Source organism: Pantoea sp. E956-1 (genome assembly GCF_982223955.1).
This window is the reverse complement of record NZ_CEUYZP010000007.1, coordinates 138,542-165,320: the sequence shown is the minus strand read 5'-3', so window position 1 is coordinate 165,320 and position 26,779 is coordinate 138,542. Positions and strand designations below refer to the sequence as shown.

Here is a 26,779-nt window from a genome sequence, read left to right as displayed (position 1 = left end):
GAGAGAAAATTTATGAGCCACAGCGATACCATTGTTGCCCAGGCGACGCCACCCGGACGCGGCGGCGTAGGCATTCTGCGCGTCTCTGGTGCCCAGGCGGCAGAGGTCGCCCGCCAGCTGCTGGGCAAACTGCCTAAGCCGCGTTACGCCGATTATCTGCCGTTCACCGATAGCGATGGCCGCGTGCTGGATCAGGGCATTGCGCTGTGGTTTCCTGGTCCCCACTCCTTTACCGGTGAAGATGTGCTGGAGCTGCAGGGCCACGGCGGCCCGGTGATCCTCGATCTGCTGCTGAAGCGCATCGTGGCGCTGCCGGGCGTGCGTATCGCCCAGCCGGGTGAGTTTTCAGAGCGTGCGTTTCTGAATGACAAGCTCGATCTGGCGCAGGCCGAAGCGATTGCCGACCTGATTGATGCCAGCTCTGAGCAGGCGGCGCGTTCGGCCGTGAACTCCCTGCAGGGCGTCTTCTCCACCCGTATCAATCATCTTGTGGAAGCACTCACTCACCTGCGGATCTATGTCGAAGCCGCTATCGACTTCCCGGATGAGGAGATCGATTTCCTCTCTGACGGCAGAATCGAAGCGCAGCTGAATACGGTGATCGGTGACCTGGATGCCGTCCGTGCCGAAGCGCGTCAGGGCAGTCTGCTGCGTGAAGGGATGAAAGTGGTGATTGCGGGCCGGCCTAATGCGGGCAAATCGAGCCTGCTGAATGCGCTGGCAGGCCGTGACGCCGCCATCGTCACAGATATCGCGGGCACCACCCGTGACGTGCTGCGTGAGCATATTCATATTGATGGCATGCCACTGCATATCATCGACACCGCCGGTCTGCGTGAGGCCAGCGACGAAGTGGAGCGCATCGGGATTGAGCGAGCCTGGCAGGAGATCGAACAGGCTGACCGGGTGCTGTTTATGGTGGACGGCACGACGACTGATGCCACCGAAGCGGCGGCAATCTGGCCCGATTTCGTCTCCCGTCTGCCGCCGGAACTGCCAATTACCGTGGTCCGCAACAAGGCGGATGTCACCGGTGAGTCTCTCGGTCTGACAGAAGTAAATGGTCACTCACTGATTCGCCTGTCGGCACGCACCAGCGCGGGTGTGGATGAGCTGCGCGATCACCTGAAGCAGAGCATGGGCTTCGCCGGCAATATGGAAGGTGGCTTCCTGGCGCGTCGCCGTCATCTGCAGGCGCTGGAGCTGGCGGCAACGCACTTACAGCAGGGTAAAGCGCAGCTGCTCGGTGCCTGGGCCGGTGAGTTACTGGCGGAAGAGTTGCGTCTTGCCCAGCAGGCGTTAAGCGAGATCACCGGCGAGTTCACTTCTGACGATTTGCTGGGTCGCATCTTCTCCAGCTTCTGTATCGGTAAATAACCGTGCTGGCCTGATAGCGCTCTGCTGTCAGGCCAGATTTCCTGCCACGCTGCTCCCCCTGTTATTCCCGCCTCTGCGTTGATTCTTGCTGATATGTTATTTTGCGGCGGCATGGCATTGCCGTATAACGGTTGAAGCGCCGATCTGACGTGTGGCAGCGGATTGCGGTGAATAATCCCCGCCTCATCCCGCCGCGTCGGACCGGACGCAAACCCACTACGTGAATACCGTTGGGTGATTCTTTTCGCCTGAAACAGGAGAGTTGCATGAGTACACCGCTCGACACGGCCGCACTGGACACGCTGTTTAATGACGCCCGCACCCACAGTTACTGGCAGGCTAAGCCCGTTGATAACGCCCTGCTGGAGCAGCTCTATGCCCTGACGGCGCTGGGCCCGACTTCGGCAAACTGCTCGCCTGCGCGATTTGTTTTCGTGACCTCGGCGGAAGGCAAAGAAAAGCTGAAACCGGCACTCTCTTCCGGCAATCTGGAAAAAACCATGAGCGCGCCGGTCACGGTGATTGTGGCCTGGGACCGCGAGTTCTATGAGCAGCTGCCCGCCCTGTTCCCGCATGCTGATGCGCGCAGCTGGTTTACCGGCAGCCCGGAAGCGGCAAAAGAGACCGCTTTCCGTAACAGCAGCCTGCAGGCGGGTTACCTGATTCTGGCGGCCCGTTCGCTGGGTCTGGATGCCGGTCCGATGTCCGGGTTTGATCCGGCCAAAGTCAATGATGCCTTTTTCCCCGACGGTCAGTATCAGGTTAACCTGCTGATTAACCTTGGCTACGGTGATGCGTCAAAACTGCATCCGCGCCTGCCGCGACTGAGCTTTGAGCAGGCGAGCCGTTTCGCCTGATGCTGCCCGCGTCGCGAGTCGAATCGCGGCGCGGATGACTTTATAAACAGCGTGTCACAGCGGCGCAGCATTTTCTGCAGGCGTCCCCTGATGAAACACCATTCGCCAGTTCTGACCCTCGCACAGCCAGTGTGATGCGCGCAGTGCGGCCCGGCTGCCATCGGCATCACAGCTCTGGTAGTGCAGTATCAGACTCATCTCGCCCGTGCTCACCAGCTGAAAGTTACTACTAAGCATATCGGGCATCGCATCTTCTTTTATCAGCGCCGCGATGGTTTGCGCGCGAGTGACAACGCGCCCTGAACGGGTTATCTCACAAAAATCAGGATGGAGTATCTGCTCCAGCCACGCCAGTTCCCGTCGCCTGGCACTGTGCAGGCTTCGCTCTCGTTTCACCATTTCGTCCAGCAACATGGCTGACCCTCCTGTTATTCTGCGCTGACAGGCAGCGATAATAATTCTGTTAAGCTGTTGAAGGTGGCATCGTGACGTTCCTGTCCGGTCAGCTATCCCTCGCGACTTTGCTCATCCTATTCCGAATTTAACTTAATCTGTGCGTTGCCAGGTGCATTAAGGTAAGAAAATTCCTACAATGCTTCTGATGATTATCTGACCATTTTCACGGAGCGACAGATGGCTGGTCATTTTGTACGCTGGACGGGCGATCCCGGCTTCCCGGCTAACGATTTACGCATTCCCCAGACTATCACCGACACGGCACAGCAGTTTGCTGACAAACGCCGTGGGCGATTTCTCGCCGCGCGTACCCTGCTGGCACAACTGATGCTGCGGGTTTATGGCATTGGTGAACTGCCGCGCCTGCTTATCCAGAGCAACGGACGCCCCGTTTTTGCTGACAGCGATCTGCCCGATTTCAGCATCGCCTATGCGGGCAATACGGTGGGTGTGCTGCTGGCCGAAGAGGGTGGGCGTGCCGGTCTGGATATGGAGATTGTGCATGCCAGAAGCCGTCAGACTCAGGAGCAGCTGATTCAGGGATTAACTTCGGGCGAGATTGCCTGGATCAATGCCCAGCAGGATGCCATGGAGGCGGTAACGCAGATCTGGACATTACGCCAGAGCATTCTCAAGCTGACGGGAGAGGGCGATCGGGGACTGGATTCGCTGCGCCTGTTACCCGGTGCGGGTCGGCTGCGATCTTCACTCTTTCCCGATATTCAGGTGGTGTGCGATGCGGAGCCCATGCTGGTCTGGTCGTGTGCGCTGTCGTCTGCGACTCAGCGTCTGCATCTGTGGGAGATGGATAACGCCTTTCAGTGGCACGCATTACGCGAAATAGAGATGGGTAAGCCCAACATCGGGCCTCATGCTCTGCGGCTGACCAGCCTGCCCAGCGAGCGCAGCCTGCATCCTGAAATGTAAAAAGCCGCAACCCGGAAGTTGCGGCCCTGAATGCGCTTAGTGCACGTCTACAAAGACAATCTTCAGCACAAACAGCAGAGCAACAATCACTACGCAGGGGCTGATTTCACGCCAGCGGCCAGTACCCAGCTTCATGACGCAGTAAGCGATGAATCCCAGCGCAATACCTTCGGTGATGGAAAAACTGAAGGGCATCATGGCAGCGGTCACAAACGCCGGAACGGCTTCGGTCAAATCATCCCAGCGTACGCGCGACAGGCTGGCAGTCATTAATACCCCAACGTAAATCAGCGCGCCCGCAGCGGCGTAGGATGGCACCATCGCGGCCAGCGGTGACAGGAAGGTCACCAGCAGGAACAGCAGGCCGGTCACCACGGCCATCAGGCCAGTACGACCACCAATCGCCACGCCCGAGGTGCTTTCGATATAGGCGGTCACGGATGAGGTGCCCGCCAGCGCACCACTCACTGAACTGATGCTGTCGACATAGAGCGCCTGCTGCATGCGCGGGAAAGTGCCGGTTTCATCGGTCAGTCCCGCTTTGTCGGTGACGCCGATCAGCGTGCCGGAGGAGTCGAACAGATTAACCAGCATAAAGGAGAAGATCACGCCCGCCATGCCGATGTTGAAGGCGCCTTTGATATCCACCTGGCCGACCACAGAAGTAATGGAAGGCGGCGCAGAAAACAGGCCGACAAACTTCACGTCACCCAGCATCCAGCCGATAGCGGTGGTAACCACCATCGAGATCAGCACTGCCGCGTGGATATTGCGTGATGCCAGAATAGCGATGATAAAGAAGCCCAGCGCGCCCAGCAATACGCTGTGCGAGGTCAGGTTCCCCACGGCCACCAGGGTATCGGGATTCGGCACGATAATACCGGCATTCTTCAGCCCCATCATGGCGATAAACAGGCCGATACCGGCGGTAATGCCGACGCGCAGGCTCAGCGGGATATTGGCAATCATCCAGTAGCGAACCCGCAGCAGCGTCAGGATCAGCAGGCCGACCGCACCCCAGAAGATCGCGCCCATACCCACCTGCCACGAATAGCCCATCGCGCCAACCACCACAAAGGCGAAAAAGGCGTTCAGCCCCATTGCGGGCGCCAGCGCCACCGGCAGATTGGCAAACAGTCCCATCAGAATACTGCCAAAGGCGGCAATCAGACAGGTGGTCACAAACACCGCCTGGGTATCCATGCCGGCGACGCCGAGGATCTGCGGATTGACGAAGACGATGTAGACCATCGTCAGAAAGGTGGTGATACCCGCGATCACTTCGGTGCGCACCGTGGTGCCATGTTCCTGCAGCCTGAAGATGCGCTGCAAAACGCCTTGCTTGCTCATGCCATCCATCCAGAAGAAAAAATCATCGGCGCGTATCCTGGCGATTTTACCGGGGCAATACAATGATTTTTCGCAACCGATTGCCAGTCTCGCAATCTGTGCTGAGTGCGGTAGAGTGTGGAGCACACCCCTGAATCGAAGGATAGAGTCTGATGTCAGTAGAATGCGTCTTTTTTGATTGCGATGGCACGCTGGTGGACAGTGAGTTGCTCTGTACCCAGGCCTACGTCAACACCTTTGCCCGTTACGGCCTGGAACTGTCGCTGCAGCAGATGTTTGAGAAGTATAAGGGCGTCAAACTCTACGACATTATTCGTGACGTCGGCGATGCGCATCAGGTGACGCTACCGATGGAAGAGGTGGAGACCGCCTATCGCGCAGAGGTCGCGCGGCTGTTTGATCAGCAACTGCAGCCCATCCCAGGCGCGAAAGCGCTGGTTGAGCAGATAAAGGTGCCGATGTGCGTGGTTTCAAACGGGACGGTAAAAAAGATGCAGCACTCGCTGGGCTTAACCGGCATGCTGCCGCTGTTTGCGGAGCACCTCTACAGCGGCTATGACATTCTGCACTGGAAGCCCGATCCGGAACTGATGTACCACGCGGCGGAACAGATGCAGGTGCCGATTGAGCGCTGCATTCTGGTGGATGACTCCGAAGCGGGCGCCCGCGCCGGTATCGCCGCCGGCATTCCGGTCTACTACTACTGCGCCGACCCGCACAACCCTGAACTGGATCACCCGCTGGTGACGCGCTTCGATGATATGGCGCAACTGCCTGCGCTGTGGCGCGCCCGTGGCTGGGATCTGGTGTAGCCCGGGCCAGCATGACACACACCGTCTGGTTTTTAACCCTGCCCAGCGTGATGGCGCTGGATCTCACCGGCCCGGCCGAGACGCTGAAGCTGGCGGGCGAACACTTTACGCTGCGCTACATCGGCCCGCAGCCGGAGGTGGTCTGCTCCACCGGCATGACCATTGGCGGCATCGAACCGTTACCGGAACAGTTGCCCGCCGGGAGTCTGCTGGTGGTGCCTGGCGTCTATGACTCGCAGGTCTGTTACGCCACGCCGCAGGCCGGAGAGGCTCGCGACTGGCTGATGCGCCAGCACGCCGCGCTGCGCGCGCAGACCTTTATGCTGGTCTGCGTCTGCTCGGGAGCGCTGCTGGCGGCGCAGGCAGGCTTGCTGGATGACGTGCTCTGCACTACCCATCATGATGTGATTGCCCGCCTGAAAGCCGCGGCCCCGCGCGCACGGGTGCAGGAGAACCGGGTGTTTGTCGGGCATGAGAATATCTGGACCAGCGCAGGCATCACGGCGGGAATCGATCTGGCGCTGCATCTGATTAATCAGCTCTGCGATACGCAAACTGCGCTGGCGGTAGCGCGGGAGATGGTGGTCTGGTTCCGCCGTGCCGGTGACGATCCGCAACTTTCGCCGTGGCTGCGTTACCGCAACCACATGCATCCGGCCATTCATCGGGCGCAGGATCTGATGATTGCCCATCCTGAACACGGCTGGACGCTGACCGAGCTGGCCGGACGCACACATGTCAGCAGCCGCCATCTGGCGCGGCTGTTTCGCCAGCATCTTGGGATTAGCGTGCGTGAATACCATGAGCAGCTGCGGGTTGGCGTGGCACGCCAGCGTCAGCAGCAGGGTGAATCTGCCGAAAAAGCGGCGCTGGCGGCGGGGTTTTCATCGGCGCGCCAGCTACGGCGCGCCCGCCAGCGTGAAGCCGATCAGCTGACAAAGTGACGGGTATCGACGCGTTTCAGTGCCATACCCAGCAGCAGGCTGCCGCCCAGTGTCACCCCGAACACCCAGGGCAGGTCGAGCCATGGACGCGACATATCATCGTAATGATGCGTACGCAGGTAGTGAATGAACAACGCATGAAAGCCGTAGATCGGCAGTGAATAGCGTGCAATCACCGTTAAACCCGGCAGCGTGCGCTGGTTCAGGCTGTTTTTAAACACGATCAGCAGGCTGATCGCGGCGATAAACACCAGCGGTCCGCAGTAGAGATACCAGGTGTCATTAAACGCCCCGTTGACGATCAGCGCCTGTTTCGTCCCCAATGTAATGCCAATCACACAGGCGATAAACAGTCCGGCAGCCAGCGGCGTCAGGCCGCGCCGGGTCGTCTCCATCGTGCCGATAGCCCGTCCCAGCAGCGCATAGAGCAGGTAGTAGATACTGTCACCGCTGACATAAAGATTAACCGGCAGAAAGTGAAACGGCCCCAGCGACTGGCTGACCGTATTGGGGTTGGCGAGCACCGCCAGCACCAGCACCAGCAGCGCCACGTAGCGCGCCTGCACGGTTTTTACCTGGATCAGGGGCGACAGCAGATAGATGCCGATCAGCGCAAAGAAGAACCACAGGTGATAAAACACCGGCTTCTGCAGCATCTTCAGGATTGATCGCCCTTCGCTGATGGGGGTCAGCCAGGTGATATAGGCCAGCGATACCGCACTGTAGAACAGCAGACAGAGCACCAGCCGGAGCATATGGCGCGGCTGGGCGCTGCGTTCGCCGAAAAACAGATAGCCGGAGATCATAAAGAACAGCGGAACACAGACGCGTGATGCTGAGTTCAGCAGATTAGCCGCATCCCAGGTGATGCCAGTCACCGCCATCGGCCCGGTGATATACCAGGTGGTGGTGTGAATCACGATCACCATCAGACAGGCAACCGCGCGTAAATTATCGATCCAGTAAATCTTCTGCGGCATGGCATCCTCTTGCGCATCGCGTCCGTGCGCAAAAGGGTAGCCAAATGCGACCAGAGCAACAACTGCTGCCAGCAGGATTCGGAGCCATCTGTATGCCAGCGCACTGAATCATCGCGAAAACGCGCCGGTAGCGCCTGGGATTTACGGCTGCACATCGCGCGGTCAAAGGGTATACTGTCGGCCTCTTTTTTTAATCTAACCGAAGCGCGTGCACACTCAACATGCAAAAGTTTGATACCAAAACCTTTCAGGGGCTGATCCTGACCTTGCAGGATTACTGGGCGCGTCAGGGCTGCACCATTGTCCAACCGCTGGACATGGAAGTGGGCGCTGGCACTTCACACCCGATGACCTGCCTGCGCGCACTCGGCCCGGAGCCGATCGCCGCCGCTTACGTGCAGCCATCACGCCGTCCCACCGATGGCCGCTACGGTGAAAACCCGAACCGTCTGCAACACTATTACCAGTTCCAGGTGATCATCAAACCCTCACCGGACAACATTCAGGAGCTCTATCTTGGCTCGCTGAAAGAGCTGGGTATGGACCCGACGGTGCATGACATTCGCTTCGTGGAAGATAACTGGGAAAACCCGACGCTGGGTGCCTGGGGACTCGGCTGGGAAGTGTGGCTCAACGGCATGGAAGTGACGCAGTTCACCTACTTCCAGCAGGTTGGCGGCATGGAGTGTAAGCCGGTGACCGGCGAGATCACCTACGGTCTGGAGCGTCTGGCGATGTACATCCAGGGCGTCGACAGTGTTTACGATCTGGTGTGGAGCGACGGTCCGCTGGGCAAAACCACCTACGGCGACGTGTTCCATCAGAACGAAGTGGAGCAATCCACCTATAACTTCGAATACGCCGACGTTGATTTCCTCTTTACCTGCTTCGAGCAGTATGAGAAAGAGGCGCAGCATCTGCTGGCGCTGGAAAAACCGCTGCCACTGCCCGCCTACGAACGCATTCTTAAAGCGGCACACAGCTTCAACCTGCTGGATGCCCGCAAAGCGATCTCGGTAACAGAGCGTCAGCGCTATATTCTGCGTATTCGCACCCTGACCAAAGCCGTGGCTGAAGCTTACTACGCCTCTCGCGAGGCAATGGGCTTCCCGATGTGCAATAACAAAAAGTAAGAGGCAGCCATGACTGAACAAACCTTCCTGGTGGAGATCGGCACCGAAGAGCTGCCACCAAAAGCCCTGCGCAGCCTGGCAGAAGCCTTTGCCGCGCAGGTCACTGCTGAACTGGATGCCGCTAACCTGAGCCACGGCGAGGTCAGCTGGTTTGCTGCGCCGCGTCGTCTGGCGCTGAAAGTCGCCAACCTGAGCGCCTCACAACCCGATCGGGAAGTAGAGAAGCGCGGACCGGCGGTCGCTGCGGCGTTTGACGCTGACGGCAACGCGACCAAAGCCGCTGAAGGCTGGGCGCGTGGCAACGGCATTACCGTCGATCAGGCTGAACGTCTCGCCACCGATAAAGGCGAATGGCTGGTTTATCGCGCCCAGGTTAAAGGCGAAGCGGCCCAGGCGCTGCTGCCTGCGATGATTGCTACCGCGCTCAGCAAGCTGCCGGTACCAAAACTGATGCGCTGGGGCGACAGCGATGTGCAGTTCGTCCGTCCGGTGCACACCGTGACGATGCTGCTGGGCGATGAGCTGATCCCAGGCACCATTCTGGGCATCGCGTCAGACCGGATTATTCGTGGTCACCGCTTTATGGGTGAAAGCGAAATCACGCTTGAAAGCGCCGATCACTATCCTGATGTGCTGGAAAAACGCGGCCAGGTCATTGCCGACTATCAGGTCCGCAAAGCGATGATTAAAGCCGATGCGGAAGCGGCAGCACGCCGTTTAGGCGGCAACGCTGATATCAGCGACAGCCTGCTGGAAGAGGTGACATCGCTGGTGGAGTGGCCGGTGGTCCTGACCGCGACCTTTGAAGAGAAATTCCTCAAGGTGCCTGCGGAAGCGCTGGTCTACACCATGAAAGGCGATCAGAAGTATTTCCCGGTGTATGACAATGACGGCAACCTGATGCCGAACTTCATTTTCGTCACCAACATCGAATCCAGCGATCCGCGCCAGATTATCTCCGGCAACGAAAAAGTGGTACGTCCACGCCTGGCCGATGCGGAGTTCTTCTTTAATACCGACCGCAAAAAGCGCCTGGAAGATCACCTGCCGCGTCTGGAGACGGTGCTGTTCCAGAAAGAGCTGGGCACGCTGCGTGATAAAACCGATCGCATTCAGGCCCTCGCGGGCTGGATTGCCGGTGAAACTGGCGCAGATGTGAATCACGCCACCCGCGCGGGCCTGCTTTCGAAGTGTGACCTGATGACCAACATGGTCTTCGAGTTCACCGACACCCAGGGCGTGATGGGCATGCACTACGCGCGTCACGACGGCGAAGCCGAAGATGTGGCGGTGGCGCTGAATGAGCAGTATCAGCCGCGCTTTGCCGGTGACGATCTGCCGTCCAGCCCGGTCGCCTGTGCGCTGGCGATTGCCGATAAAATGGATACGCTGGCCGGTATTTTCGGCATTGGTCAGCATCCAAAAGGCGACAAAGATCCGTTCGCACTGCGTCGTGCGGCGCTGGGCGTGCTGCGTATCATCGTTGAGAAGAACCTGCCGCTCGATCTGCAGACTCTGACCGAAGAAGCGGTGCGCCTGTATGGCAGCAAGCTGAGCAACGCCCGCGTGGTGGATGATGTGATCGACTTTATGCTGGGTCGCTTCCGCGCCTGGTATCAGGAAGAGGGTCACAGCATCGACACGCTGCAGGCGGTTCTGGCGCGTCGTCCGACCCGTCCGGCTGACTTTGATGCACGCATGAAAGCGGTGTCGCACTTCCGTACGCTGGAGGCCGCCGCAGCACTGGCGGCGGCGAACAAGCGCGTCTCTAACATTCTGGCAAAATCGACCGAAACGCTGAATGAGAGCGTGCAGGCGTCGCTGCTGAAAGAGAACGAAGAGATCCAGCTGGCGACCTTTGTCACTGCGCTGAGCAGCAAGCTGCAGCCTTACTTCGCTGAAGGCCGCTATCAGGATGCGCTGGTCGAACTGGCACAGCTGCGTACTGCGGTAGACAACTTCTTCGATAAAGTGATGGTTAACGCCGACGATCAGGCGGTGCGGGTTAATCGCCTGACGCTGCTGTCAAAACTGCGTGAGCTGTTCCTGCAGGTCGCGGATATCTCGCTGCTACAGTAATGCGATTTGTTGTGCGGAAAAGGGACGAGCAATCGTCCTTTTTTTATGGGATTTTTTGGCCGGATGTTTTCAACTCATACCTGAGTGTGACCGCTATAGCGGCCATTTTTAGGGTGCAAATGAAGACGTTAAAGTGCTCAGACTGCCATTGCCGGTCATCAGAAGTCGACTGTGGTTATGCACCAGATAATAAATTTTATATTATATATCAAAAGATTATTTGTTAACTTTTCTCCTGTAATACTCTAAGGATTTTCATAAATCCGGTGGTTAAGAAACCGCCCTAAAAATAGCCAACCCTCTTGTTTTCCCCTTCTCCTGATGGATAATTCGCCAGAATTTACACCCGGTTACAGTTAGTGAAATGGAATTTTCATGAAAAGGATTTGTTTATCGCTCTGGCATCCGCCAGTGCGTCTGCTCGCCATGGTGGCAGGCGCGTTGCTCTGCTCTGCTTTCCCGGTAATGGCAGCTCCGCCAGCCGATGATCCCCGCGAAGAAGGCCAGGCGATTGATGCCCGCGAGCAACTGCGTCAGCAGACGCGTGAAAATAATCCTAAAAGGTGTTTAGATGAATGTCTCAAATATGGATATGCAGCAAAAACTTGAACTTTCTATCACTAAGGCTGCAAAAATTTTGCCTGGTGATGTCGGTCAACAGTTGTTGGCAATGCTGACCCCTCAGGCATTGGCCACAATGGCTGCAATAACTGGTTTATGGGCTGGTGCACACTTTTTTGGTATTGGTGAGTTAGCTGACCTCATTCTGATTGTGGCGGGTTGGATTGCCGTAGGTGGTGTGGCTGTTGAGGCTTCAAAAAAGCTCTACGAATTCAGTAAGACCACATACAAAGCCAGGACCGAAAGTGATCTTGATGATGCGGCTGCCTGTTTAGCGGCAGCCATTACCATGATTGGCGTAGATACTGTGATGGCGATTTTACTGAAAAAGAACCCTCGCGACGCCTTCAGGCATTCATACAGAAATATACGTATGCCTAAATACAGCGCATCAGTGGGCCGCGCAATGAATGGCCACCGAAACACTTCTTCATCCTGGCGGTATCGCCCAAAAATCCGCTTTACTGATAGGCAAAATGCCGGGTTAGGTTCAACTAATTTATGGGGTGACATTACTATTGGCAGAGCCTACGACCGTACAGTAAAAACAGCGGAACAAGCGGCTGAGGATGTTCTGGCGGCCATATATCATGAGCGGGTACATTCCTCCATTGCGCCAAAGTTTTATCTGCTTCGAGAGCTTAGAGCCTTTATGCATACTAGCTCCTACAACAGGTCATATATTTTACGGTATCTGGAAGAAGCATTTGCCGAGATGGTTGGGCTAATGAGAGCGAAAGGAATGTCACCACGTTATGTTATTAATGGTTTCAAATTCCCGTTAACCAATAACTATGAGATTACTTTTACCGCACTTCGACATGAAGCAGCTGGCGTACTTCTTGGGCCGGTTGTTGTAGGCGGTGCTATGTACAATGTCTATTATGGAATTCAGCAATGATAAGCTTAGAAGACGCTAAGGACGCCGCTCGTGACTACGCATCCCGGCATAAAATGGGATGGAGTGAGAAATTTACTTTCATTCAAACGGCTTTTTATGATGGTGTTGAATGCTATATCGTTGAGACTTCTAGCGAAGATGTAGAAAACAAGTCATGGATGGAGATTGAGACCTCTACTCCCGTGAATATTTACGTCGATATGAAAACCGGAAAATGTTTTGGGCATCAGTTTGGTAATAGGGGTTTTAACAGGGGTATTTAATATCCTCAATCATTGACCAGCTAATACCGTGTGGCCTGGCCTTTACCGTGGACGGGGTCGCCCGCCATGACGGCGACACAGAACTTACGACGGGTAATAACACAACGGGTCGCCCACTGTTACCGGCAGAACTGGCCCTGACGGCGCTGCAACAACTGGAGAAAGTCGCCACAACCATCCCCAATAATGGTCTGTTCAGCCAGCATACCGCGGCGGGCAGCACGTTCCTGGTGGTGACTGACGAGCGCTTTACCAGCCAGAGCAAATTTATCAGCAGCGACTATCTGCTTGAACGGGTGGGCTATGACCCGTCACAGGCGCATAAACGCCTGGGCGACGGTTTTTATGAGCAGCGTTTGGTACGCGAGCAGGTCCTGAAACTGACCGGCAGGCCTTCCGTTAACGGCTGGGATGTGATGGCGCAGTATCAGGAGCTAATGAACAACGGCTCTAAAGTGGCGCAGGATTTCCATCTGGTGCCGGGCGTGGCGTTGACGCCGCAACAAATCGCGGCGCTGCAGCAGGATATCGTCTGGCTGGTCAGCGAAACGGTTGATACGGCAGATGGACCTCAGACGGTGTGGGTGCCAAAAGTTTATCTGGCCCAGAACACGCTGCGCCTGACCGGCGCGGGCGCGGTGATTGGCGGCGGTAACCTGCAGCTCTCGGCAGACAGCGTGACCAATGCCGGTAATCTGTTTGCAGACCAGGCGCTCTCTATAGACAGCGGGCAGTTTCAGCACCTGGGCGGCGATATTAAGGCGGGCAGCATCGACGTGCAGGCGGAAAGCCTCACGATCAGTACCGATCTGCAGAATGCCCTGCGTCAGGCGACGATGAGTGCTGAGGATATCAGCCTCAGCGGCAACGATATCCGGCTGCAGGGCGCGAAACTCAATGCCACCAATAACCTCAGCCTGAGCGCGCGCAACAACCTTGCGATCGGTGCCGCGAAAAGTAGTCACAGCGGCAGCCTGAACGTGATCTCCGGGGCGATGGGTAACCGCACCAGCAGCGGCATGGAAGAAGCGGGCGGGCGCATGGCCCAGGTCAGCGGCGAGTGGCAGCAGGCGCAGGGCAGCGAGCTTAACGCCGGTGGCAATCTTCTGCTCTCGGCCGGTCGTGACCTGATGCTGACGGAGCCAGACCAACAAGTGATGGCACAGGATTAGTCAGTGCTGATTGAACCAGAATTTATAGATCCCCTAAAGAAAAGCCAAATGCTCCGGATTCATTAAATCCAACGGGAACTCAGGCTAACTTTGAAAGTTATACAAAAAATATTTAAACAGGAAAAATGGATAAAACTGGTAACGGTCACTTGAATATTTCAGGGGAAAATAAATGAAAGCATCTCTGAGAAGTATTGGTTGTGATTGGCTTGATTTATCAAGTTATGAACCTGAAGAAGATGATTGTTTTCAATTTTTAGCCCATTTATGTATAGGGCCATCAGAAGAAAAAGGAATAAATCATTTTGAGGTTTATGTCTGTACCCCAGAATGGCTCTGCAAACACCACTGGCTACCAGAATTGATGCGCCATACGCTTCTGGTGCGTAAATACGATCTGGATGAGATCACCAAAACCATTACGGATTATATCGAGCAGTGCGAAGGGAGAGACTGGATGGAGATAGCGCATAAACTCTCCCGCGTATTTGCCTGGGAATATGAAGATTATCAGCTTTAAACGTTAAATCCCGGCCAGTGAGCCGGGATTTTGCTTTTAATCCCTAAATCCTCCCCGCTTACCGCCGCTGCAACCGGATCATACCGGGCGCAGCGGTTATCTCCAGCTGTCCCGCCTCGGTGATACCGAAACCAGTCAGCCAGATGCCGCCGATTATTACCTCGCCGTGATCCCGCACCCAGTCCGCGCCCAGATCCTGCCAATACTGGCTGGCTTCGCAGAGTTCTTCCCACTCCGCTTCATCGGTCACGGTTGTTACCGACAGCGTGTTATCCCGCAGCATCAGCCGGATCGGCGGATCGGTGGTAAATCCGAGAGCGGCCAGCTGGCCGCCCGTGATAGTCAGCTCCGGGACGGGTTCCTTAACAAAGGTGATGTTCATACGTTCTCCTCCGTGAGGTGCATGATGCGGATAATCAGCTGGCCCTTTTCGGCGATGATGCTGACCGGCTGGCCTTTGATAAATCCCCACTGTTCCAGCCATCGTCCCTTGATGGTCAGTTGGGGTAACGGATTCGGTCTGCCACCGTTGGGGCGGTAACCAACGATGCTTTTCCGTGCTTGGGGTACAGCGGCTTCTGACGTAGAATCTGTTCCAGCCATAATTAACTCCTGCTCAGTTAGTTGTGGTCAGCGGCTGTTGCGGGTTGGCGCTCGCTTCAGCCGCGCTAAAAAATCTCTGGTTACGTTCTTCCTTTTCTGTTTTCTCCTGTTCAAATATACATCGTCCGCTTTGTAAACTCGCTGAAAGCTAAGTAATAAACTGCGAGTCGTCTCTGAAAAACGGGTTGTTTTTTCCATTTACTATTTCGTTTACATCCTCTTCTCAATACTCTCTTCAGCATCTGCAGCCGGCCATTTGTTTATATGGGTATGGCGATTTCCGGCATCGCATAAGAGTGAAATGATGATGACAGGGAAAAGGATGACAGGCATGATGACACCACAAATGACACCACGCGAGAGTCAGGTTATGAGTACTATCCACTTCAGGATTGATGAGGACGTTAAACGGCTGGCGATGCGGGCAGCAGAGCGCCAGAAGATGACGCTGACAGAGGTTATGCGTCAGCGAGCGGAAGAGCTGGCTGCTGAAGAGCGGCAATATCAGGATGGCCAACATGATGCATGGCTGGAAGAGCAAATCACGGCGGCATTCAGTCGTTATGAAGCCGGTGATAGCGAGTTCATCAGTAACGATGAAATGAATGCCCGCATGGAAGAACTGAAAGCGCAGGCCGCGCGGGGAACGTTGTGATATCAGCCGTTCAATGGGAAAAACAGGCGCAGGCAGACAGGGAGACGATATTTCGTTATCTGTATCGTGAGGCTGGCCTGCTGGTAGCCAGTGCAACAGACGATAAGTTTACCCGTATGGCCAGTCTGCTTAGCGAAAACCCGCGGGCCGGAACAAAAGTCGGCACAGAAAAACAATATAAACTGGTGGTGCCACGCTTTCCGTTCATCATCATCTATGTTGCCGAAACAGATGGCGTTTGCATCCTGCGGGTACTTCATACATCCCGGAAAATATCAGGCCGCTATCAAAGATAGTTAGCCTGTTCATCCTGCATCAGATTGTCAGGCATAAGGACGTCGTCAGACAGAACGGCACGCCTCAGAGCTGGATTAGACAATTAGCCCCCAAACCGCACCTTTTAATTTTTCACCTGCCATCTACAGCACACCATCACGCCGCAGGCGGCGTCGTCCGCGCAAAGCTCTCGCGCTGAAACAGCGTTTCCGCCAGCTTCACCAGCGCCGGTCGTTCAACACACCAGTTCGGCACTACGCGGCGGAAATTGAGGTAGCCGATCATGCAACCAGTGGCGATATCTGCCAGATTGAGCTGGCCGTTGTTAAGCCATTTCCCCTCTGCCGCCTTCGCTTCCAGCATGTCGAGGCTGCGCTGAATCTTTTCACGATTGCGCAGCAGCACCTCTTCCGACTGCAAATCCCCCGGACGCATCTGCTCGCGCACGATCACCAGCGCGGCATCGCTGACACCATCCGCCAGCTTCTCCAGCTGACGGATGTTAAGCGATTCAAGCGGATCGGCAGGCAACAGAGCAGGCTCCGTGCCACGCAGTTCCAGAAACTCTGCAATGATGCTGGAATCGAACCAGATTTGCTTATCGTCAGCGACCAGCGCCGGGACTTTGCCCAGCGGATTGTAGTGCGGCACGTGGCTGTCATCGCTGTAAGGCGATGCGTTAACGAATTCAAAAGTAATGCCTTTTTCCAGCATGATAATCGAAATCTTACGCACAAACGGGCTGGTATAGCTGCCAATCAGTTTCATCGGGTTCTCCAGAGTCAGTGACTATTCGCCAGGAAACATAAAGGGATTGAGACTGCTGCGTGCGAAGCCTTCCTGCTCCATTCTGGCATCCAGTATCAGCGATGCCAGGTCATCTGCCACCGGTTCAATGGCCGGATCTTTCTCCTGATAGAGCATCTTCAGGTAAGTGCCGCAGTCACCACAGCTCTCTGCTTTCACCGCCGCCCGTTCGCTGTCGATCGACCAGTAGTGCAGATCACGGGACTGTTCGCACTGGGTACATTTGCTGCGCACCACATGCCATTCACTTTCGCACAGATTACAGTGCAGATAGCGCGCGCCTTCATGACTGCCCATATGCACCACGCTGGCGACCGGCATACTGGCGCAGACCGGACAGAACTGGCGCTGATCGCCCATCTCAGCGCGTGCTTTACCTGGGATCAGAGCCGCCATCTGCGCCCAGTAGAGCGAGAGTGCCGCCCAGATAAAGGGCGCTTTATCGCTGCTGACCAGCGCATACTCGCCGGTAAACAGCGCGCTGGCCAGCGTCTCCAGCTCGGTGGCAGACGCCTTCTCCAGATTCTCCAGCACCGCCAGTGCCTGACCGCTCATCTCCGGCTTCAGCTCAGCAATCAGCGAGTGCAGCAGCCGTTGCCAGTGCGGATCGCGCGGCAGGGTATGAATATTCAGCGGCGGCTTGCCCTCGCTGGCGCTCTGCGTCAGGCGGGCATGCAGGTCGATGTGCAGCGGATGGTCATACAGCACAATCTCCTGCGCTTCAGCGATCACCGCCGCAAAGCGCAGGTAGTCGCCGAGTGGGTTTTTCGCCGCCAGGTCACGCAGTCGCGCAGCACGACGGCTGTATAAATTTTTCAGCCGTGGAAAAAGTAACGGCGGAATCATCTCCGCCGTTGTCTTTTCGCCTTTCTCCAGCTGATCTTGCGGGATTATGCGAATACTCATCAGGGGCGTTTTTCCTGTTTTATTGGCGGATTACGCTGCTCGCGATACCAGCGAGGATGGTGCTGCCTGGCCCATTTGGCGCTGACCCAGCCTTCCACCATCGCGGTCAGTGTGCCTTTGACCCACAACGCAGCATAAACGTGCACCATAATGACAATGATCAGCGCCACCGCTGACACCGAATGCACCACCAACGCCAGACGAATCAGCGGAATGGCGAAGGCTTCGGCAAAGTAAGGTCGCCAGATCACGATGCCGCTGGCAAGCAGCAACACTAAGCTGATAATAGCAGCCCAGAACACACACTTCTGACCAAAGTTATATTTACCGGTATCACCCACCTCTTCATTCAGCGCAATTCGGTGAATGTTTCTGGCCCAGTAAAGGTCGTCGCGATTAATCAGGTTGTGTTTCCAGTAACGCAAAAACATCAGCATAAAAGCAACGAACATCACCACACCGACAAAAGGATGCAGAATACGCGCCAGCTGTGGTGTGCCAAATATCTGCATCAGCCAGTTAAACGACGGAAAGAAAAACCCTAATCCGCTTAAGGCGGCCATGACAAAGCAAATCGCGACAATCCAGTGATTGATGCGTTCGGATGCGCGGTAACGCACCAGATGATCGGGCTTTTTCATTATTTGCGCTCCTCAGGGTGATCGTCGTTGTCGTCGTGCTCTTCAGTGACGCGATTCGGGCCAACGCCGACATAGTGGAAGATTGAGGCGGCGAACGTAGCGGCAAAACCCACCGCCGCCAGCGGTTTCCAGATCCCCTTCCAGAAGGTCACCGTCGGGCTGATGCCCGGGTTAGCAGGTAGCCCGTGATAGAGCTGGGGCTTGTCGGCATGATGCAGCACATACATCACGTGGGTGCCACCCACGCCTTCCGGGTTGTAGAGGCCAGCCTGCGCAAACCCACGCGACTTCAGCTCCGCCACGCGTTCCGCCGCCAGCGTCAGCATGTCGCTTTTGCTGCCGAAATGAATGGCGCCGGTCGGACAGGTCTTCACACAGGCAGGCTCCTGGCCGACGCTGACGCGATCCACGCACAGGGTGCATTTGTAGGCGCGGTTATCCTCTTTATTGAGTCGCGGCACGTTGAACGGGCAACCCGCAATGCAGTAGCCGCAGCCGATACACTGCTCAGACTGGAAATCGACGATGCCGTTGGCGTACTGAATAATGGCACCTGCCGACGGACAGGCTTTCAGGCAGCCGGGATCGGCGCAGTGCATGCAGCCATCTTTGCGAATCAGCCAGGCCAGCTTGCCATTCTCTTCAACTTCCGAGAAGCGCATCACCGTCCATGATTTGGCGGTCAAATCGGTAGGGTTGTCATAGACCCCGATGTTATGACCGACTTCATCGCGGATGTCGTTCCATTCGGAGCAGGCGACCTGACAGCCTTTGCAGCCAATACAGGTGGTGACGTCAATTAGCTTCGCGACTTCACGCTGGTGATCGCGCGCCTGTGGCGGTGGGGTAAAGCCGTTAGTCGCTGAGCGACGGATAATATCTTGTGATTGATAAGCCATTGTCATCTACCGTTACGCTTTTTCCACTTTCACTAAAAATCCCTTGTATTCCGGGGTCTGCGAGTTGGCATCGCCAACCGACGGCGTCAGCGTATTGGCGAGGAAGCCTTTACGCGTGGTGCCCTCAAAGCCCCAGTGACAGGGAATACCCACGGTATCAACCGGCTTGCCGTCAATCATCAGACGCTGCAGACGACGTGTTACCACCGCTTTGGCTTTGATATAGCCACGGCGCGACGAGACTTTGACGCTGTCGCCGGCCTTGATGCCTTTCTCTTCTGCCAGTTCGGTGCCGATTTCAACAAACTGCTCCGGCTGTGCAATCGCGTTCAGCAGGGCATGTTTGGTCCAGTGGCGGAACAGTTCGGTAATGGAGTAGGTGGTGGCGACGCAGGGATAGTCAGCGGCCTCGCCCATTTGGGCGGCGTCGCTGCTGAACAGCCGAACGACCGGACTGTGGCGCTGCTGCGGATGCAGGGGATTGTCGGCGAGCGGGCTTTCCATCGGTTCGTAATGTTCCGGGAAAGGGCCGTCGGCCAGCTTATCGAGCGCAAACAGGTGGCCAAGACCATCGGGCTGCATGATAAACGGACCGGCCTGCTGCTGCGGCGACAGCTTTACCGGATAATCCGGCACGTCGATGCCGTGCCAGCGTGTGCCATCCCACTCAATCAGGCGGCGCTGCGGATCCCAGGCTTTACCCTGCGCATCCGCGGAGGCGCGGTTATAGAGAATGCGGCGGTTAGCCGGCCACGCCCAGGCCCAGCCGGAGACCGCGCCCAGCCCCGATGGATCGGCGTTGTCGCGTCGTGCCATCTGGTTACCTTCCGGCGTCCAGCTGCCGCTGTAGATCCAGCAGGCGCTGGCAGTGGTGCCGTCGTTACGCAGCTCTGAGAAGCCGTTGAGCTGCTGGCCTTTTTTCAGCAACAGCTTGCCGCTGGCGTCGTAAATGTCGGCCAGCGCCTGACCGTTGTTCTCCTGCGCCACCTCTTCCGGCTCAGGATTGAATGGATCGCGGTAGTCCCAGCGCATTGCCATCAGCGGTTCAGGGGTTGCACCGCCTTCCAGGCGATAGAGCGCCCGCAGACGCATGAACAGGTTGCCGAGGATTTTACCGTCGTGCAGCGCTTCAGCGGGCGGTTCAGCAGCCGCCCAGTGCCACTGCAGCCAGCGCGACGAGTTCGCCACCGATCCTGACTCTTCGGCGAAACAGGAAGAGGGCAGACGGAACACTTCGGTCTGGATTGACGACGGATCGACGTCATTAAACTCGTCGTGATGCTGCCAGAAGCTGGCGGTTTCGGTGCGAAGCGGATCGATCACCACCATATATTTGAGGCGGGACAGGGCCCGGACCGCTTTATTCTTGTCCGGGAAGGCGGCCAGCAGGTTGAAGCCCTGAATCAGACAGCCGTTCAGCGCGCCCTGTTCCATCATCTCCGCCTGCGCCATGCAGTCGTAGCTCTTATCCCATTTTGGCAGCCAGTCGTATCCCCACTGGTTTTCGGCGGTGGCGTTATCGCCGTAGAAACTCTTCATCAGGCTGACGAAAAATTTGTCGGTGTTCTGCCAGTAGTTGACCTGATCCGGCAGTGTCGCAACCGGCGTGGCCTGCTGCAGGTAGGTCGCCAGGGTGGTCATCTTCTCGAAGGGCAGTGGCAGATAGCCCGGCAGACTCTGCGCCAGCAGGCCGAGATCGGTATAGCCCTGCACATTGGAGTGGCCGCGCAGCGCGTTAATACCGCCGCCTGGCATACCGATATTGCCCAGCAGCAGCTGAATCATCGCCGCCGTGCGAATAATCTGCGAACCGTTGGTGTGGTGAGTCCAGCCCAGCGCATAGAGAATAGTCGCGGTGCGATTCGGCACACAGGTGGAAGCGAGCTGCTGGCACACCGTAATAAAGGCGTCCTGCGAAGTGCCGCACAGGCGCGTCACCATTTCCGGGGTGTAACGGCTGGCGTGGGTTTTCAGCAGGTTCAGCACGCAGCGCGGGTGAGTGAAGCTCTCATCGCGTTTCGCATGGCCGTTTTCATCCAGCTCATAGTGCCAGCTCTGACGATCGTACTGACGGGTTTCAGCATCGTAGCCGCTGAACAAACCGTCACTGAAGCTGAAGCCTTCGCTGACAATCAGGGCGGCATTGGTGAAGGCGCGAACATACTCCTGCTGAATCTGATTGTGTTGCAGCAGATAGTTGATCACCCCCATCAGGAAAACCACGTCGCTGCCCGCACGCAGTGGCGCGTAGAGATCGGCGACCGCCGCAGAGCGGTTAAAGCGTGGATCGACCACGATGACCTGCGCATTGTTATGGGTTTTGGCTTCTATCACCCATTTAAAGCCAACCGGATGCGCCTCGGCGGGGTTGCCGCCCATGATCATCACCACATTGGCGTTTTTGATGTCGTTCCAGTTATTGGTCATTGCACCACGACCAAAGCTGGGGGCCAGCGCGGCCACGGTCGGGCCGTGACACAGGCGCGCCTGGTTTTCCAGCGCCAGAATACCCAGCGAGCGGGCAAATTTCTGATCGAGCAGGCCGGTTTCATTACTGGCGGCGGAAGAGCAGAGCATAGCGGTGGTCGGCCAGCGGTTTACCGTCACGCCAGCGGCGTTGGTGGCCTGGAAATTGGCATCACGATCCTGCTTCATCAGGCGGGCAATTCGCTCAAATGCCTCATCCCAGCTGATGCGCTGCCATTTATCCGAGCCTGGCGCGCGGTACTCCGGATACTTCAGGCGCTGTTCACTGTGAATAAAGTCGAGCACGCCTGCGCCTTTAGGGCAGAGCGAACCACGACTGACCGGATGGTCAGGATCGCCTTCAATATGGTAAATCGAGGCGCTGGCATTTTTAGCGCCATCACCCAGACTGTAAATCAGCATGCCGCAGCCGACTGAACAGTAGGTGCAGTTATTACGGGTTTCTCTGGCGCGAATGAGTTTGAATTCTCTGACGCTGGCTAAGGCTGTGGTGGGGGCAAAACCGAGTAACGCCGCGCTGGTGCCCGCCAACCCGCCAGCACAGATTTTAAAAAAACTCCGTCTGTTAATTTGCATTTTATCGTTCTTCTTTATTGGCTCCATTGCGAAGCCTTGCAAAATAGCAGCCCTATCTGCCTGTAAGTTGACCAGGGTCAACAGGTTAGTCATTAGTAATACTTTTTCTAAATTTTGTTAAAAACCTTCGGCGGTGGATTTGCGCTGCAAGCAGATTTTCAAAGGCAGCAGATAATTACTGTTGTTTTATGCTTATCAATGTTAATGCGTAAAAGATACCCATTCTCATTGTGCCCGCAAGTGGGCGTGGCTACGCCTTTTGGGGGAGAAAACCGCATGAATTGCCCCACTGTTTATTTGCGCAGCCAGGGGCTAAAAGGCAGAATCAGGGCACGTCTGTGCTCTGTCATCCCGGGCACTGAATTACATAATTTATTAACAACAGGTCATACTTTTTGAAAGCTATCCAGCCTGACTCAGGCGAAGATTTAACAATTCAGGCCGGCGTCAGCAGGACGCAGGTTTGGCAGCGTAAAGACCTGACCGATGCCCAGGATGACTGGCTGGCGGACGAGGTTCCGGTGGCGCTGGTCTATAACGGCATCTCGCACGTGGTGATGATGACCACGCCTAAAGATCTGGAGGCGTTTGCGCTGGGTTTTTCACTGTCAGAGGGCATTATCGACGCACCTGGCGACATTTTCGGCATGGATATCGTGCCGGGCTGTCACGGCATTGAGGTTCAGATTGAGCTTTCCAGCCGCCGTTTTATGGCGCTGAAAGAGCAGCGTCGCGCGCTGGCAGGCCGTACCGGTTGCGGCGTATGTGGCGTTGAACAGCTTGACCAGATCGGCAAGCCGCTCTCTCCGCTGCCGTTTACCCAGACCTTCGCGCTGGACCAGCTGGATCGGGCGCTGGGCCAGCTGAAAGCATATCAGCCGGTCGGACAGAAAACCGGCTGCACCCATGCTGCCGCGTGGATCCAGCCTGATGGTCAGCTGGCTGGTGGCTGTGAAGACGTGGGTCGCCATGTGGCACTGGATAAGCTGCTGGGGTATCGCAGCCAGGCTGAGTGGGGGCCAGGCGCGGTGCTGGTCTCCAGCCGCGCCAGCTATGAGATGGTGCAGAAGTCCGCCATGTGCGGGGTTGAGATCCTGTTCGCGGTCTCGGCAGCAACCCGCCTGGCGGTAGACGTGGCTGAGCGCTGCAATCTGACGCTGGTCGGGTTCAGTAAACCTGGACGCGCCACGGTCTACAGCCATCCTCAGCGACTGCGTTAAATCACCATCACCTCGGGCAGCGTCTGCTGCAATGCTTCAAGGGCGGCACTGTTGTCGCCGCCGCTGTCGGTAATCAGCAGGGAGACCGTCTGCGGTGGCGCGTAAACCGTGCGGCTGACCACGCCGAGTTTGGTGTGATCGGCCAGCAGATAGCAGGCAGCGGATTGCTGCACCATCGCCCGGGCGATGGCCGCTTCGTGCGGATGAAAACTGCTGGCACCGCAACCCGCCTCAATGCCGACCGGTGACAGCAGCGCCACATCAGCGCGGTAGCGGATGATCTCACCCACGGTAATTTCGCCGCGCGTCTGTTGCGCACCCGCCGACATCGTCCCGCCCAGCAAAATGATCTGATTATTCAGCGGCTGATCTTCTTCTCCGGCGCTCAGCGCCAGCGCGGCCTGCAGGCTGTTGGTCACAATCGTCAGGCCGGAGAGGGCGTGCAGCTCCTCTGCCAGCAGCGTGGTGGTGCTGCCCGCATCCAGAAACAGCGTCTGTCCGGGCTGCAGCAACTGCGCCGCGGCGCGGGCGATGGCGCGCTTCTCGCGGGCCTGGTTACTGCGGCGTTCCGTCAGCGGGGGTTCAGCCCGCGTTTCAATCGCCACCAGCCCGCCGTGAACGCGGCGTGCCAGACCCAGCGCTTCCAGCTCAATGATATCGCGGCGCGCGGTTTCGCGTGACACCCCCAGCTCCCTGATAATGCGCTCGGTACTCACCTGGTTAAGCCGGGTCAGTAAGGCACGGATGCGGTGAAGGCGCGTTTCCTGCAGCATAAAGGTTTCCTTATAAAGCGCGAAGAGCACGGATGATACGCCACTGAAGCGAAAGATTCCGTCTGAAACAGAGAGCAAGCTTAGCGTGGGGATCGGCCTGCGTCATGTGTATTTTATTGTATTTGTGTATTTGGTTGCATTTTAGATTCAGGCAGGCATGATAAAGGCGTCAGCTCTTCCTCCATCATCCTTGTAACGGGAGTCATTATGGCCACGCGTTCCACTATCATGGATACCAACAGTTTCCGTGCCGAACATGCCGATGCGCTCGACAGCGAGACGCGCAAACTGACCGATAAACGCAGCAAAGTGCTTGGCGAATCCTATCGCCTGTTCTATCGCAAACCGGTGCATCTGGTGCGGGGTGAGGGGCAATATCTTTGGGATGCGGCGGGCGATAAATATCTCGACGTCTATAACAACGTGGCGAGCATCGGGCACTGTCATCCGGCCGTGACTGAGGCGGTGACGCAGCAGATGAAAATGCTGAACACCCACACCCGTTACCTGCATGAAAATATTCTGGATTACAGCGAAGCGCTGCTGGCGACCACGCCCGCGGCGATCGATCGCGCGATGTATATGTGCACCGGATCGGAAGCCAATGACCTGGCGATTCGTGTGGCGCGCGCCTTTAGCGGCGGCAGCGGGATTATTGTCAGTAAAGAGGCCTACCACGGCACCAGTGAACTGACATCCGGCGCTTCTCCGGCGCTGGGCAGTGGGCAGCCGCTGGCGCCCACCACGCGGCTGGTGATGCCACCGGATGCGTATCGTGTGGATGCGCCTGACCTGGGCGACTGGTTCGCTGACCAGATTCAGCAGCAGATTGATGATCTGGCGGCGCACGGCATTAAATTTGCCGGTTTCCTGGCGGACTCAATCTTCTCCTCGGACGGCGTGTTGCCCGATCCGCGCGGCTTCCTGAAAAAAGCGGTCGAGGTGGTGCATGCCAACGGCGGCATCTTTATAGCCGATGAAGTGCAGCCTGGTTTTGGCCGTACCGGCGACGCGTTCTGGGGCTTTGGCCGCCACGATGTGGTGCCTGACATCATTACCACCGGCAAGCCAATGGGCAACGGCATTCCGGTTTCCGGCCTGCTGGCAAAAAGCGACGTGCTGGCCGCCTTCAGCGACTCAATTCCCTACTTCAATACCTTTGGCGGTAATCCGGTGGCGATGGCGGCGGCGCAGGCGGTACTGAAAGTGATCACCGAAGAGGGGTTACAGGAACACAGCCGCGTGGTCGGCGCGAAGCTGCTGGCTGAGCTGCGAACCCTGATGGATCGCTATGAGTGCGTGGGGGATGTACGCGGTGCCGGACTGTTTATCGGTTTTGAGCTGGTCACCGATCGTCACAGCAAAACGCCGGACAAAACGCTGGCGCTGGATTTAATTGAGAAGCTGCGTGAACATCGTGTGCTGACCTCGGTCGCCGGCCCGTATGGGAATGTGCTGAAACTGCGTCCGCCACTAGCGTTCCAGGAAGGTGATATCGACTGGCTGGTCGGCGCGCTCGACAGCGGGCTGCGCGAACTGGGCAGGTAACGCGCAGGGCAGGGCAGATGCGGCGTTCGGGCGGGATGAGTGCCCGCTGGTGGTGCTGGCAGTGGGCGACAGTCTCCCTGTCTGATAAAGCTGAAAAGGCGGAGTCAGCAGCAGCATGCTGTAAAAACAACGGGTTGCTTTTGCCAGATTTCTCAAATCCTTATGGTTAATAGGGCATTGATTACCCTTTTACGCTACATGAATTTAACTATAATGATTCGACTGCTTACGCGGCACGTCCCGAATTCGTCGTGCTGCTCAAATTAAATGGAGAGGAAGAACATGAGTTATTCACTGCCATCCCTGCCTTACGCATACGACGCACTGGAACCGCATTTCGACAAGCAGACGATGGAAATCCATCACACCAAACATCACCAGACCTACGTGAACAACGCGAACGCGGCGCTGGAAGGCACTGAATTTGCCAATCTGCCGGTAGAAGAGCTGATCACCAAACTGGATCAGCTGCCAGCAGACAAAAAAGGCCCACTGCGTAACAACGCAGGCGGTCACGCTAACCACAGCCTGTTCTGGAAAGGCCTGAAAACCGGCACCACGCTGCAGGGCGACCTGAAAGCGGCTATCGAGAAAGATTTCGGTAGCGTGGAAAAATTCCAGGAAGAGTTCGAGAAAGCAGCAGCGACCCGTTTCGGCTCAGGCTGGGCGTGGCTGGTTAAAAAAGGCGACAAACTGGCTGTGGTATCTACCGCAAACCAGGACAACCCGCTGATGGGTGAAGCGGTTGCTGGCGTTTCTGGCTTCCCAATCATCGGTCTGGACGTGTGGGAACACGCCTACTACCTGAAGTATCAGAACAAACGTCCTGATTACATCAAAGCATTCTGGAACGTGGTTAACTGGGACGAAGCAGCAGCCCGCTTCGCAGCTGCCCAGTAAGTTAACCCAGTGTTAACGTGATAACGATAAACCGGTGGAATTTATTTCGCCGGTTTTTTTTATCTTTAACTTCTGTTGTCCCAGATTAAACCAAAA

28 protein-coding genes are annotated in these 26,779 nt (G+C 56.6%); 17 read left to right on the top strand and 11 right to left on the bottom strand.

All coding sequences use genetic code 11. From position 1 onward, the window contains the following. Positions 1–12 precede the first annotated feature (12 nt). Positions 13–1,377 carry a tRNA uridine-5-carboxymethylaminomethyl(34) synthesis GTPase MnmE gene (mnmE, locus tag AC0T7J_RS17410; RefSeq protein ID WP_122459560.1) on the top strand — a complete coding sequence of 455 codons (1,365 nt, stop codon included), beginning with the start codon at positions 13–15 and terminating at the stop codon, positions 1,375–1,377. A 266-nt stretch (positions 1,378–1,643) separates the two neighbouring features. Then, positions 1,644–2,234 (top strand): malonic semialdehyde reductase, encoded by a 591-nt coding sequence (locus tag AC0T7J_RS17405; RefSeq protein WP_010258936.1) that lies wholly within the window; start codon positions 1,644–1,646, stop codon positions 2,232–2,234. 54 nt (positions 2,235–2,288) lie between these two features. Here AC0T7J_RS17405 and AC0T7J_RS17400 read toward each other — a convergent pair whose 3' ends face one another. After that, positions 2,289–2,648, bottom strand: coding sequence for a nuclear transport factor 2 family protein (locus AC0T7J_RS17400; RefSeq protein ID WP_473795533.1), 360 nt, complete (start codon positions 2,646–2,648; stop codon positions 2,289–2,291). A 219-nt stretch (positions 2,649–2,867) separates the two neighbouring features. On the opposite strand from AC0T7J_RS17400, the gene AC0T7J_RS17395 reads away from it, so the two are divergent. Next, the gene (locus tag AC0T7J_RS17395; protein ID WP_473795531.1) at positions 2,868–3,617 is read left to right on the top strand and encodes a 4'-phosphopantetheinyl transferase family protein; all 750 of its coding nucleotides are present in this window, start codon (positions 2,868–2,870) and stop codon (positions 3,615–3,617) included. A gap of 36 nt (positions 3,618–3,653) precedes the next feature. Here AC0T7J_RS17395 and AC0T7J_RS17390 read toward each other — a convergent pair whose 3' ends face one another. Beyond that, the gene (locus tag AC0T7J_RS17390) at positions 3,654–4,967 is read right to left on the bottom strand and encodes an NCS2 family permease (protein ID WP_473795530.1); all 1,314 of its coding nucleotides are present in this window, start codon (positions 4,965–4,967) and stop codon (positions 3,654–3,656) included. A gap of 152 nt (positions 4,968–5,119) precedes the next feature. Here AC0T7J_RS17390 and yieH point away from each other — a divergent pair, with 152 nt between their 5' ends. Together yieH and AC0T7J_RS17380 are read left to right on the top strand one after the other, a co-directional pair. Beyond that, entirely contained in the window at positions 5,120–5,779 is a 660-nt protein-coding gene (gene yieH / locus AC0T7J_RS17385) for a 6-phosphogluconate phosphatase (RefSeq protein WP_010258939.1), read from the top strand. A gap of 11 nt (positions 5,780–5,790) precedes the next feature. After that, positions 5,791–6,723 (top strand): GlxA family transcriptional regulator, encoded by a 933-nt coding sequence (locus AC0T7J_RS17380; RefSeq protein WP_473795528.1) that lies wholly within the window; start codon positions 5,791–5,793, stop codon positions 6,721–6,723. Here AC0T7J_RS17380 and AC0T7J_RS17375 read toward each other — a convergent pair. Continuing rightward, entirely contained in the window at positions 6,708–7,703 is a 996-nt protein-coding gene (locus AC0T7J_RS17375; protein WP_473795526.1) for an acyltransferase, read from the bottom strand. The genes AC0T7J_RS17380 and AC0T7J_RS17375 overlap by 16 nt on opposite strands. Positions 7,704–7,924: 221 nt before the next feature. Here AC0T7J_RS17375 and glyQ point away from each other — a divergent pair, with 221 nt between their 5' ends. The 7 genes from glyQ (at position 7,925) to AC0T7J_RS17340 (ending at position 14,392) form a co-directional block, all read left to right on the top strand. Continuing rightward, positions 7,925–8,836, top strand: coding sequence for a glycine--tRNA ligase subunit alpha (gene glyQ / locus AC0T7J_RS17370; protein WP_010258942.1), 912 nt, complete (start codon positions 7,925–7,927; stop codon positions 8,834–8,836). Positions 8,837–8,845: 9 nt separating this feature from the next. Next, on the top strand, positions 8,846–10,915 hold the full coding sequence (gene glyS / locus AC0T7J_RS17365; RefSeq protein WP_473795524.1) for a glycine--tRNA ligase subunit beta: 2,070 nt from the start codon (positions 8,846–8,848) through the stop codon (positions 10,913–10,915). 375 nt (positions 10,916–11,290) lie between these two features. Continuing rightward, positions 11,291–11,524 (top strand): hypothetical protein, encoded by a 234-nt coding sequence (locus AC0T7J_RS17360; RefSeq protein ID WP_473795522.1) that lies wholly within the window; start codon positions 11,291–11,293, stop codon positions 11,522–11,524. Next, the gene (locus AC0T7J_RS17355; RefSeq protein ID WP_473795521.1) at positions 11,487–12,437 is read left to right on the top strand and encodes a hypothetical protein; all 951 of its coding nucleotides are present in this window, start codon (positions 11,487–11,489) and stop codon (positions 12,435–12,437) included. Before AC0T7J_RS17360 ends, AC0T7J_RS17355 begins: the two co-directional genes overlap by 38 nt. After that, positions 12,434–12,700 carry a hypothetical protein gene (locus AC0T7J_RS17350; RefSeq protein WP_473795519.1) on the top strand — a complete coding sequence of 89 codons (267 nt, stop codon included), beginning with the start codon at positions 12,434–12,436 and terminating at the stop codon, positions 12,698–12,700. Before AC0T7J_RS17355 ends, AC0T7J_RS17350 begins: the two co-directional genes overlap by 4 nt. Before the next feature lie 47 nt (positions 12,701–12,747). Further along, complete coding sequence (locus AC0T7J_RS17345; protein ID WP_473795517.1) at positions 12,748–13,872, top strand: hemagglutinin repeat-containing protein; 1,125 nt, start codon at positions 12,748–12,750, stop codon at positions 13,870–13,872. 172 nt (positions 13,873–14,044) lie between these two features. Next, positions 14,045–14,392: an immunity 8 family protein gene (locus AC0T7J_RS17340; protein WP_473795515.1), complete on the top strand. Its 348-nt coding sequence runs from the start codon at positions 14,045–14,047 to the stop codon at positions 14,390–14,392. Between the two features lie 58 nt (positions 14,393–14,450). Here AC0T7J_RS17340 and AC0T7J_RS17335 read toward each other — a convergent pair whose 3' ends face one another. Next, positions 14,451–14,774, bottom strand: a complete 324-nt coding sequence (locus tag AC0T7J_RS17335) for a hypothetical protein (RefSeq protein ID WP_473795513.1) — start codon at positions 14,772–14,774, stop codon at positions 14,451–14,453. Beyond that, the gene (locus AC0T7J_RS17330; protein WP_473795512.1) at positions 14,771–14,995 is read right to left on the bottom strand and encodes a SymE family type I addiction module toxin; all 225 of its coding nucleotides are present in this window, start codon (positions 14,993–14,995) and stop codon (positions 14,771–14,773) included. The genes AC0T7J_RS17335 and AC0T7J_RS17330 overlap by 4 nt, the downstream gene beginning before the upstream one ends. A gap of 370 nt (positions 14,996–15,365) precedes the next feature. On the opposite strand from AC0T7J_RS17330, the gene AC0T7J_RS17325 reads away from it, so the two are divergent. Further along, a complete protein-coding gene (locus AC0T7J_RS17325) occupies positions 15,366–15,650 on the top strand; it encodes a DNA-damage-inducible protein J (RefSeq protein WP_010671631.1) in 285 nt (94 codons plus the stop codon). After that, positions 15,647–15,946: a type II toxin-antitoxin system RelE/ParE family toxin gene (locus tag AC0T7J_RS17320; protein ID WP_136198180.1), complete on the top strand. Its 300-nt coding sequence runs from the start codon at positions 15,647–15,649 to the stop codon at positions 15,944–15,946. Before AC0T7J_RS17325 ends, AC0T7J_RS17320 begins: the two co-directional genes overlap by 4 nt. A 136-nt stretch (positions 15,947–16,082) precedes the next feature. Here the strand turns inward: AC0T7J_RS17320 and AC0T7J_RS17315 are convergent, their stop codons facing one another. From AC0T7J_RS17315 to fdnG, 5 genes are read right to left on the bottom strand one after another with little or no spacing between them, the layout of a single operon-like run. Beyond that, the gene (locus AC0T7J_RS17315) at positions 16,083–16,694 is read right to left on the bottom strand and encodes a glutathione S-transferase (protein ID WP_473795510.1); all 612 of its coding nucleotides are present in this window, start codon (positions 16,692–16,694) and stop codon (positions 16,083–16,085) included. 21 nt (positions 16,695–16,715) lie between these two features. Then, positions 16,716–17,639, bottom strand: coding sequence for a formate dehydrogenase accessory protein FdhE (gene fdhE / locus AC0T7J_RS17310; protein ID WP_010257482.1), 924 nt, complete (start codon positions 17,637–17,639; stop codon positions 16,716–16,718). Continuing rightward, the gene (fdoI, locus tag AC0T7J_RS17305; RefSeq protein ID WP_473795508.1) at positions 17,639–18,280 is read right to left on the bottom strand and encodes a formate dehydrogenase cytochrome b556 subunit; all 642 of its coding nucleotides are present in this window, start codon (positions 18,278–18,280) and stop codon (positions 17,639–17,641) included. The genes fdhE and fdoI overlap by 1 nt, the downstream gene beginning before the upstream one ends. Next, positions 18,280–19,179, bottom strand: coding sequence for a formate dehydrogenase subunit beta (fdxH, locus tag AC0T7J_RS17300; protein ID WP_473795507.1), 900 nt, complete (start codon positions 19,177–19,179; stop codon positions 18,280–18,282). Before fdxH ends, fdoI begins: the two co-directional genes overlap by 1 nt. A 12-nt stretch (positions 19,180–19,191) precedes the next feature. Continuing rightward, entirely contained in the window at positions 19,192–22,242 is a 3,051-nt protein-coding gene (fdnG, locus tag AC0T7J_RS17295) for a formate dehydrogenase-N subunit alpha (RefSeq protein WP_473795505.1), read from the bottom strand. A gap of 395 nt (positions 22,243–22,637) precedes the next feature. Between fdnG and fdhD the strand changes: the two genes are divergently transcribed. Next, positions 22,638–23,462 (top strand): formate dehydrogenase accessory sulfurtransferase FdhD, encoded by an 825-nt coding sequence (fdhD, locus tag AC0T7J_RS17290; protein ID WP_473795503.1) that lies wholly within the window; start codon positions 22,638–22,640, stop codon positions 23,460–23,462. Here the strand turns inward: fdhD and AC0T7J_RS17285 are convergent. Then, the gene (locus AC0T7J_RS17285; RefSeq protein WP_473795502.1) at positions 23,459–24,235 is read right to left on the bottom strand and encodes a DeoR/GlpR family DNA-binding transcription regulator; all 777 of its coding nucleotides are present in this window, start codon (positions 24,233–24,235) and stop codon (positions 23,459–23,461) included. The genes fdhD and AC0T7J_RS17285 overlap by 4 nt on opposite strands. 207 nt (positions 24,236–24,442) lie before the next feature. Here AC0T7J_RS17285 and AC0T7J_RS17280 point away from each other — a divergent pair, with 207 nt between their 5' ends. Both AC0T7J_RS17280 and sodA read left to right on the top strand, forming a co-directional pair. After that, entirely contained in the window at positions 24,443–25,783 is a 1,341-nt protein-coding gene (locus AC0T7J_RS17280) for an aspartate aminotransferase family protein (RefSeq protein ID WP_473795500.1), read from the top strand. A 282-nt stretch (positions 25,784–26,065) separates the two neighbouring features. After that, positions 26,066–26,683, top strand: coding sequence for a superoxide dismutase [Mn] (sodA, locus tag AC0T7J_RS17275; RefSeq protein WP_008926407.1), 618 nt, complete (start codon positions 26,066–26,068; stop codon positions 26,681–26,683). Positions 26,684–26,779 lie beyond the last annotated feature (96 nt).

What these genes read in the sequence shown, in the direction of transcription:
- mnmE (WP_122459560.1), top strand. Translation starts at nt 13, where the DNA reads ATGAGCCACAGCGATACCATTGTTGCCCAGGCGACGCCACCCGGACGC.
- AC0T7J_RS17405 (WP_010258936.1), top strand. Translation starts at nt 1,644, where the DNA reads ATGAGTACACCGCTCGACACGGCCGCACTGGACACGCTGTTTAATGAC.
- AC0T7J_RS17400 (WP_473795533.1), bottom strand. Translation starts at nt 2,648, where the DNA reads ATGTTGCTGGACGAAATGGTGAAACGAGAGCGAAGCCTGCACAGTGCC.
- AC0T7J_RS17395 (WP_473795531.1), top strand. Translation starts at nt 2,868, where the DNA reads ATGGCTGGTCATTTTGTACGCTGGACGGGCGATCCCGGCTTCCCGGCT.
- AC0T7J_RS17390 (WP_473795530.1), bottom strand. Translation starts at nt 4,967, where the DNA reads ATGAGCAAGCAAGGCGTTTTGCAGCGCATCTTCAGGCTGCAGGAACAT.
- yieH (WP_010258939.1), top strand. Translation starts at nt 5,120, where the DNA reads ATGTCAGTAGAATGCGTCTTTTTTGATTGCGATGGCACGCTGGTGGAC.
- AC0T7J_RS17380 (WP_473795528.1), top strand. Translation starts at nt 5,791, where the DNA reads ATGACACACACCGTCTGGTTTTTAACCCTGCCCAGCGTGATGGCGCTG.
- AC0T7J_RS17375 (WP_473795526.1), bottom strand. Translation starts at nt 7,703, where the DNA reads ATGCCGCAGAAGATTTACTGGATCGATAATTTACGCGCGGTTGCCTGT.
- glyQ (WP_010258942.1), top strand. Translation starts at nt 7,925, where the DNA reads ATGCAAAAGTTTGATACCAAAACCTTTCAGGGGCTGATCCTGACCTTG.
- glyS (WP_473795524.1), top strand. Translation starts at nt 8,846, where the DNA reads ATGACTGAACAAACCTTCCTGGTGGAGATCGGCACCGAAGAGCTGCCA.
- AC0T7J_RS17360 (WP_473795522.1), top strand. Translation starts at nt 11,291, where the DNA reads ATGAAAAGGATTTGTTTATCGCTCTGGCATCCGCCAGTGCGTCTGCTC.
- AC0T7J_RS17355 (WP_473795521.1), top strand. Translation starts at nt 11,487, where the DNA reads ATGAATGTCTCAAATATGGATATGCAGCAAAAACTTGAACTTTCTATC.
- AC0T7J_RS17350 (WP_473795519.1), top strand. Translation starts at nt 12,434, where the DNA reads ATGATAAGCTTAGAAGACGCTAAGGACGCCGCTCGTGACTACGCATCC.
- AC0T7J_RS17340 (WP_473795515.1), top strand. Translation starts at nt 14,045, where the DNA reads ATGAAAGCATCTCTGAGAAGTATTGGTTGTGATTGGCTTGATTTATCA.
- AC0T7J_RS17335 (WP_473795513.1), bottom strand. Translation starts at nt 14,774, where the DNA reads ATGAACATCACCTTTGTTAAGGAACCCGTCCCGGAGCTGACTATCACG.
- AC0T7J_RS17330 (WP_473795512.1), bottom strand. Translation starts at nt 14,995, where the DNA reads ATGGCTGGAACAGATTCTACGTCAGAAGCCGCTGTACCCCAAGCACGG.
- AC0T7J_RS17325 (WP_010671631.1), top strand. Translation starts at nt 15,366, where the DNA reads ATGAGTACTATCCACTTCAGGATTGATGAGGACGTTAAACGGCTGGCG.
- AC0T7J_RS17315 (WP_473795510.1), bottom strand. Translation starts at nt 16,694, where the DNA reads ATGAAACTGATTGGCAGCTATACCAGCCCGTTTGTGCGTAAGATTTCG.
- fdhE (WP_010257482.1), bottom strand. Translation starts at nt 17,639, where the DNA reads ATGAGTATTCGCATAATCCCGCAAGATCAGCTGGAGAAAGGCGAAAAG.
- fdoI (WP_473795508.1), bottom strand. Translation starts at nt 18,280, where the DNA reads ATGAAAAAGCCCGATCATCTGGTGCGTTACCGCGCATCCGAACGCATC.
- fdxH (WP_473795507.1), bottom strand. Translation starts at nt 19,179, where the DNA reads ATGGCTTATCAATCACAAGATATTATCCGTCGCTCAGCGACTAACGGC.
- fdnG (WP_473795505.1), bottom strand. Translation starts at nt 22,242, where the DNA reads ATGCAAATTAACAGACGGAGTTTTTTTAAAATCTGTGCTGGCGGGTTG.
- AC0T7J_RS17285 (WP_473795502.1), bottom strand. Translation starts at nt 24,235, where the DNA reads ATGCTGCAGGAAACGCGCCTTCACCGCATCCGTGCCTTACTGACCCGG.
- AC0T7J_RS17280 (WP_473795500.1), top strand. Translation starts at nt 24,443, where the DNA reads ATGGCCACGCGTTCCACTATCATGGATACCAACAGTTTCCGTGCCGAA.
- sodA (WP_008926407.1), top strand. Translation starts at nt 26,066, where the DNA reads ATGAGTTATTCACTGCCATCCCTGCCTTACGCATACGACGCACTGGAA.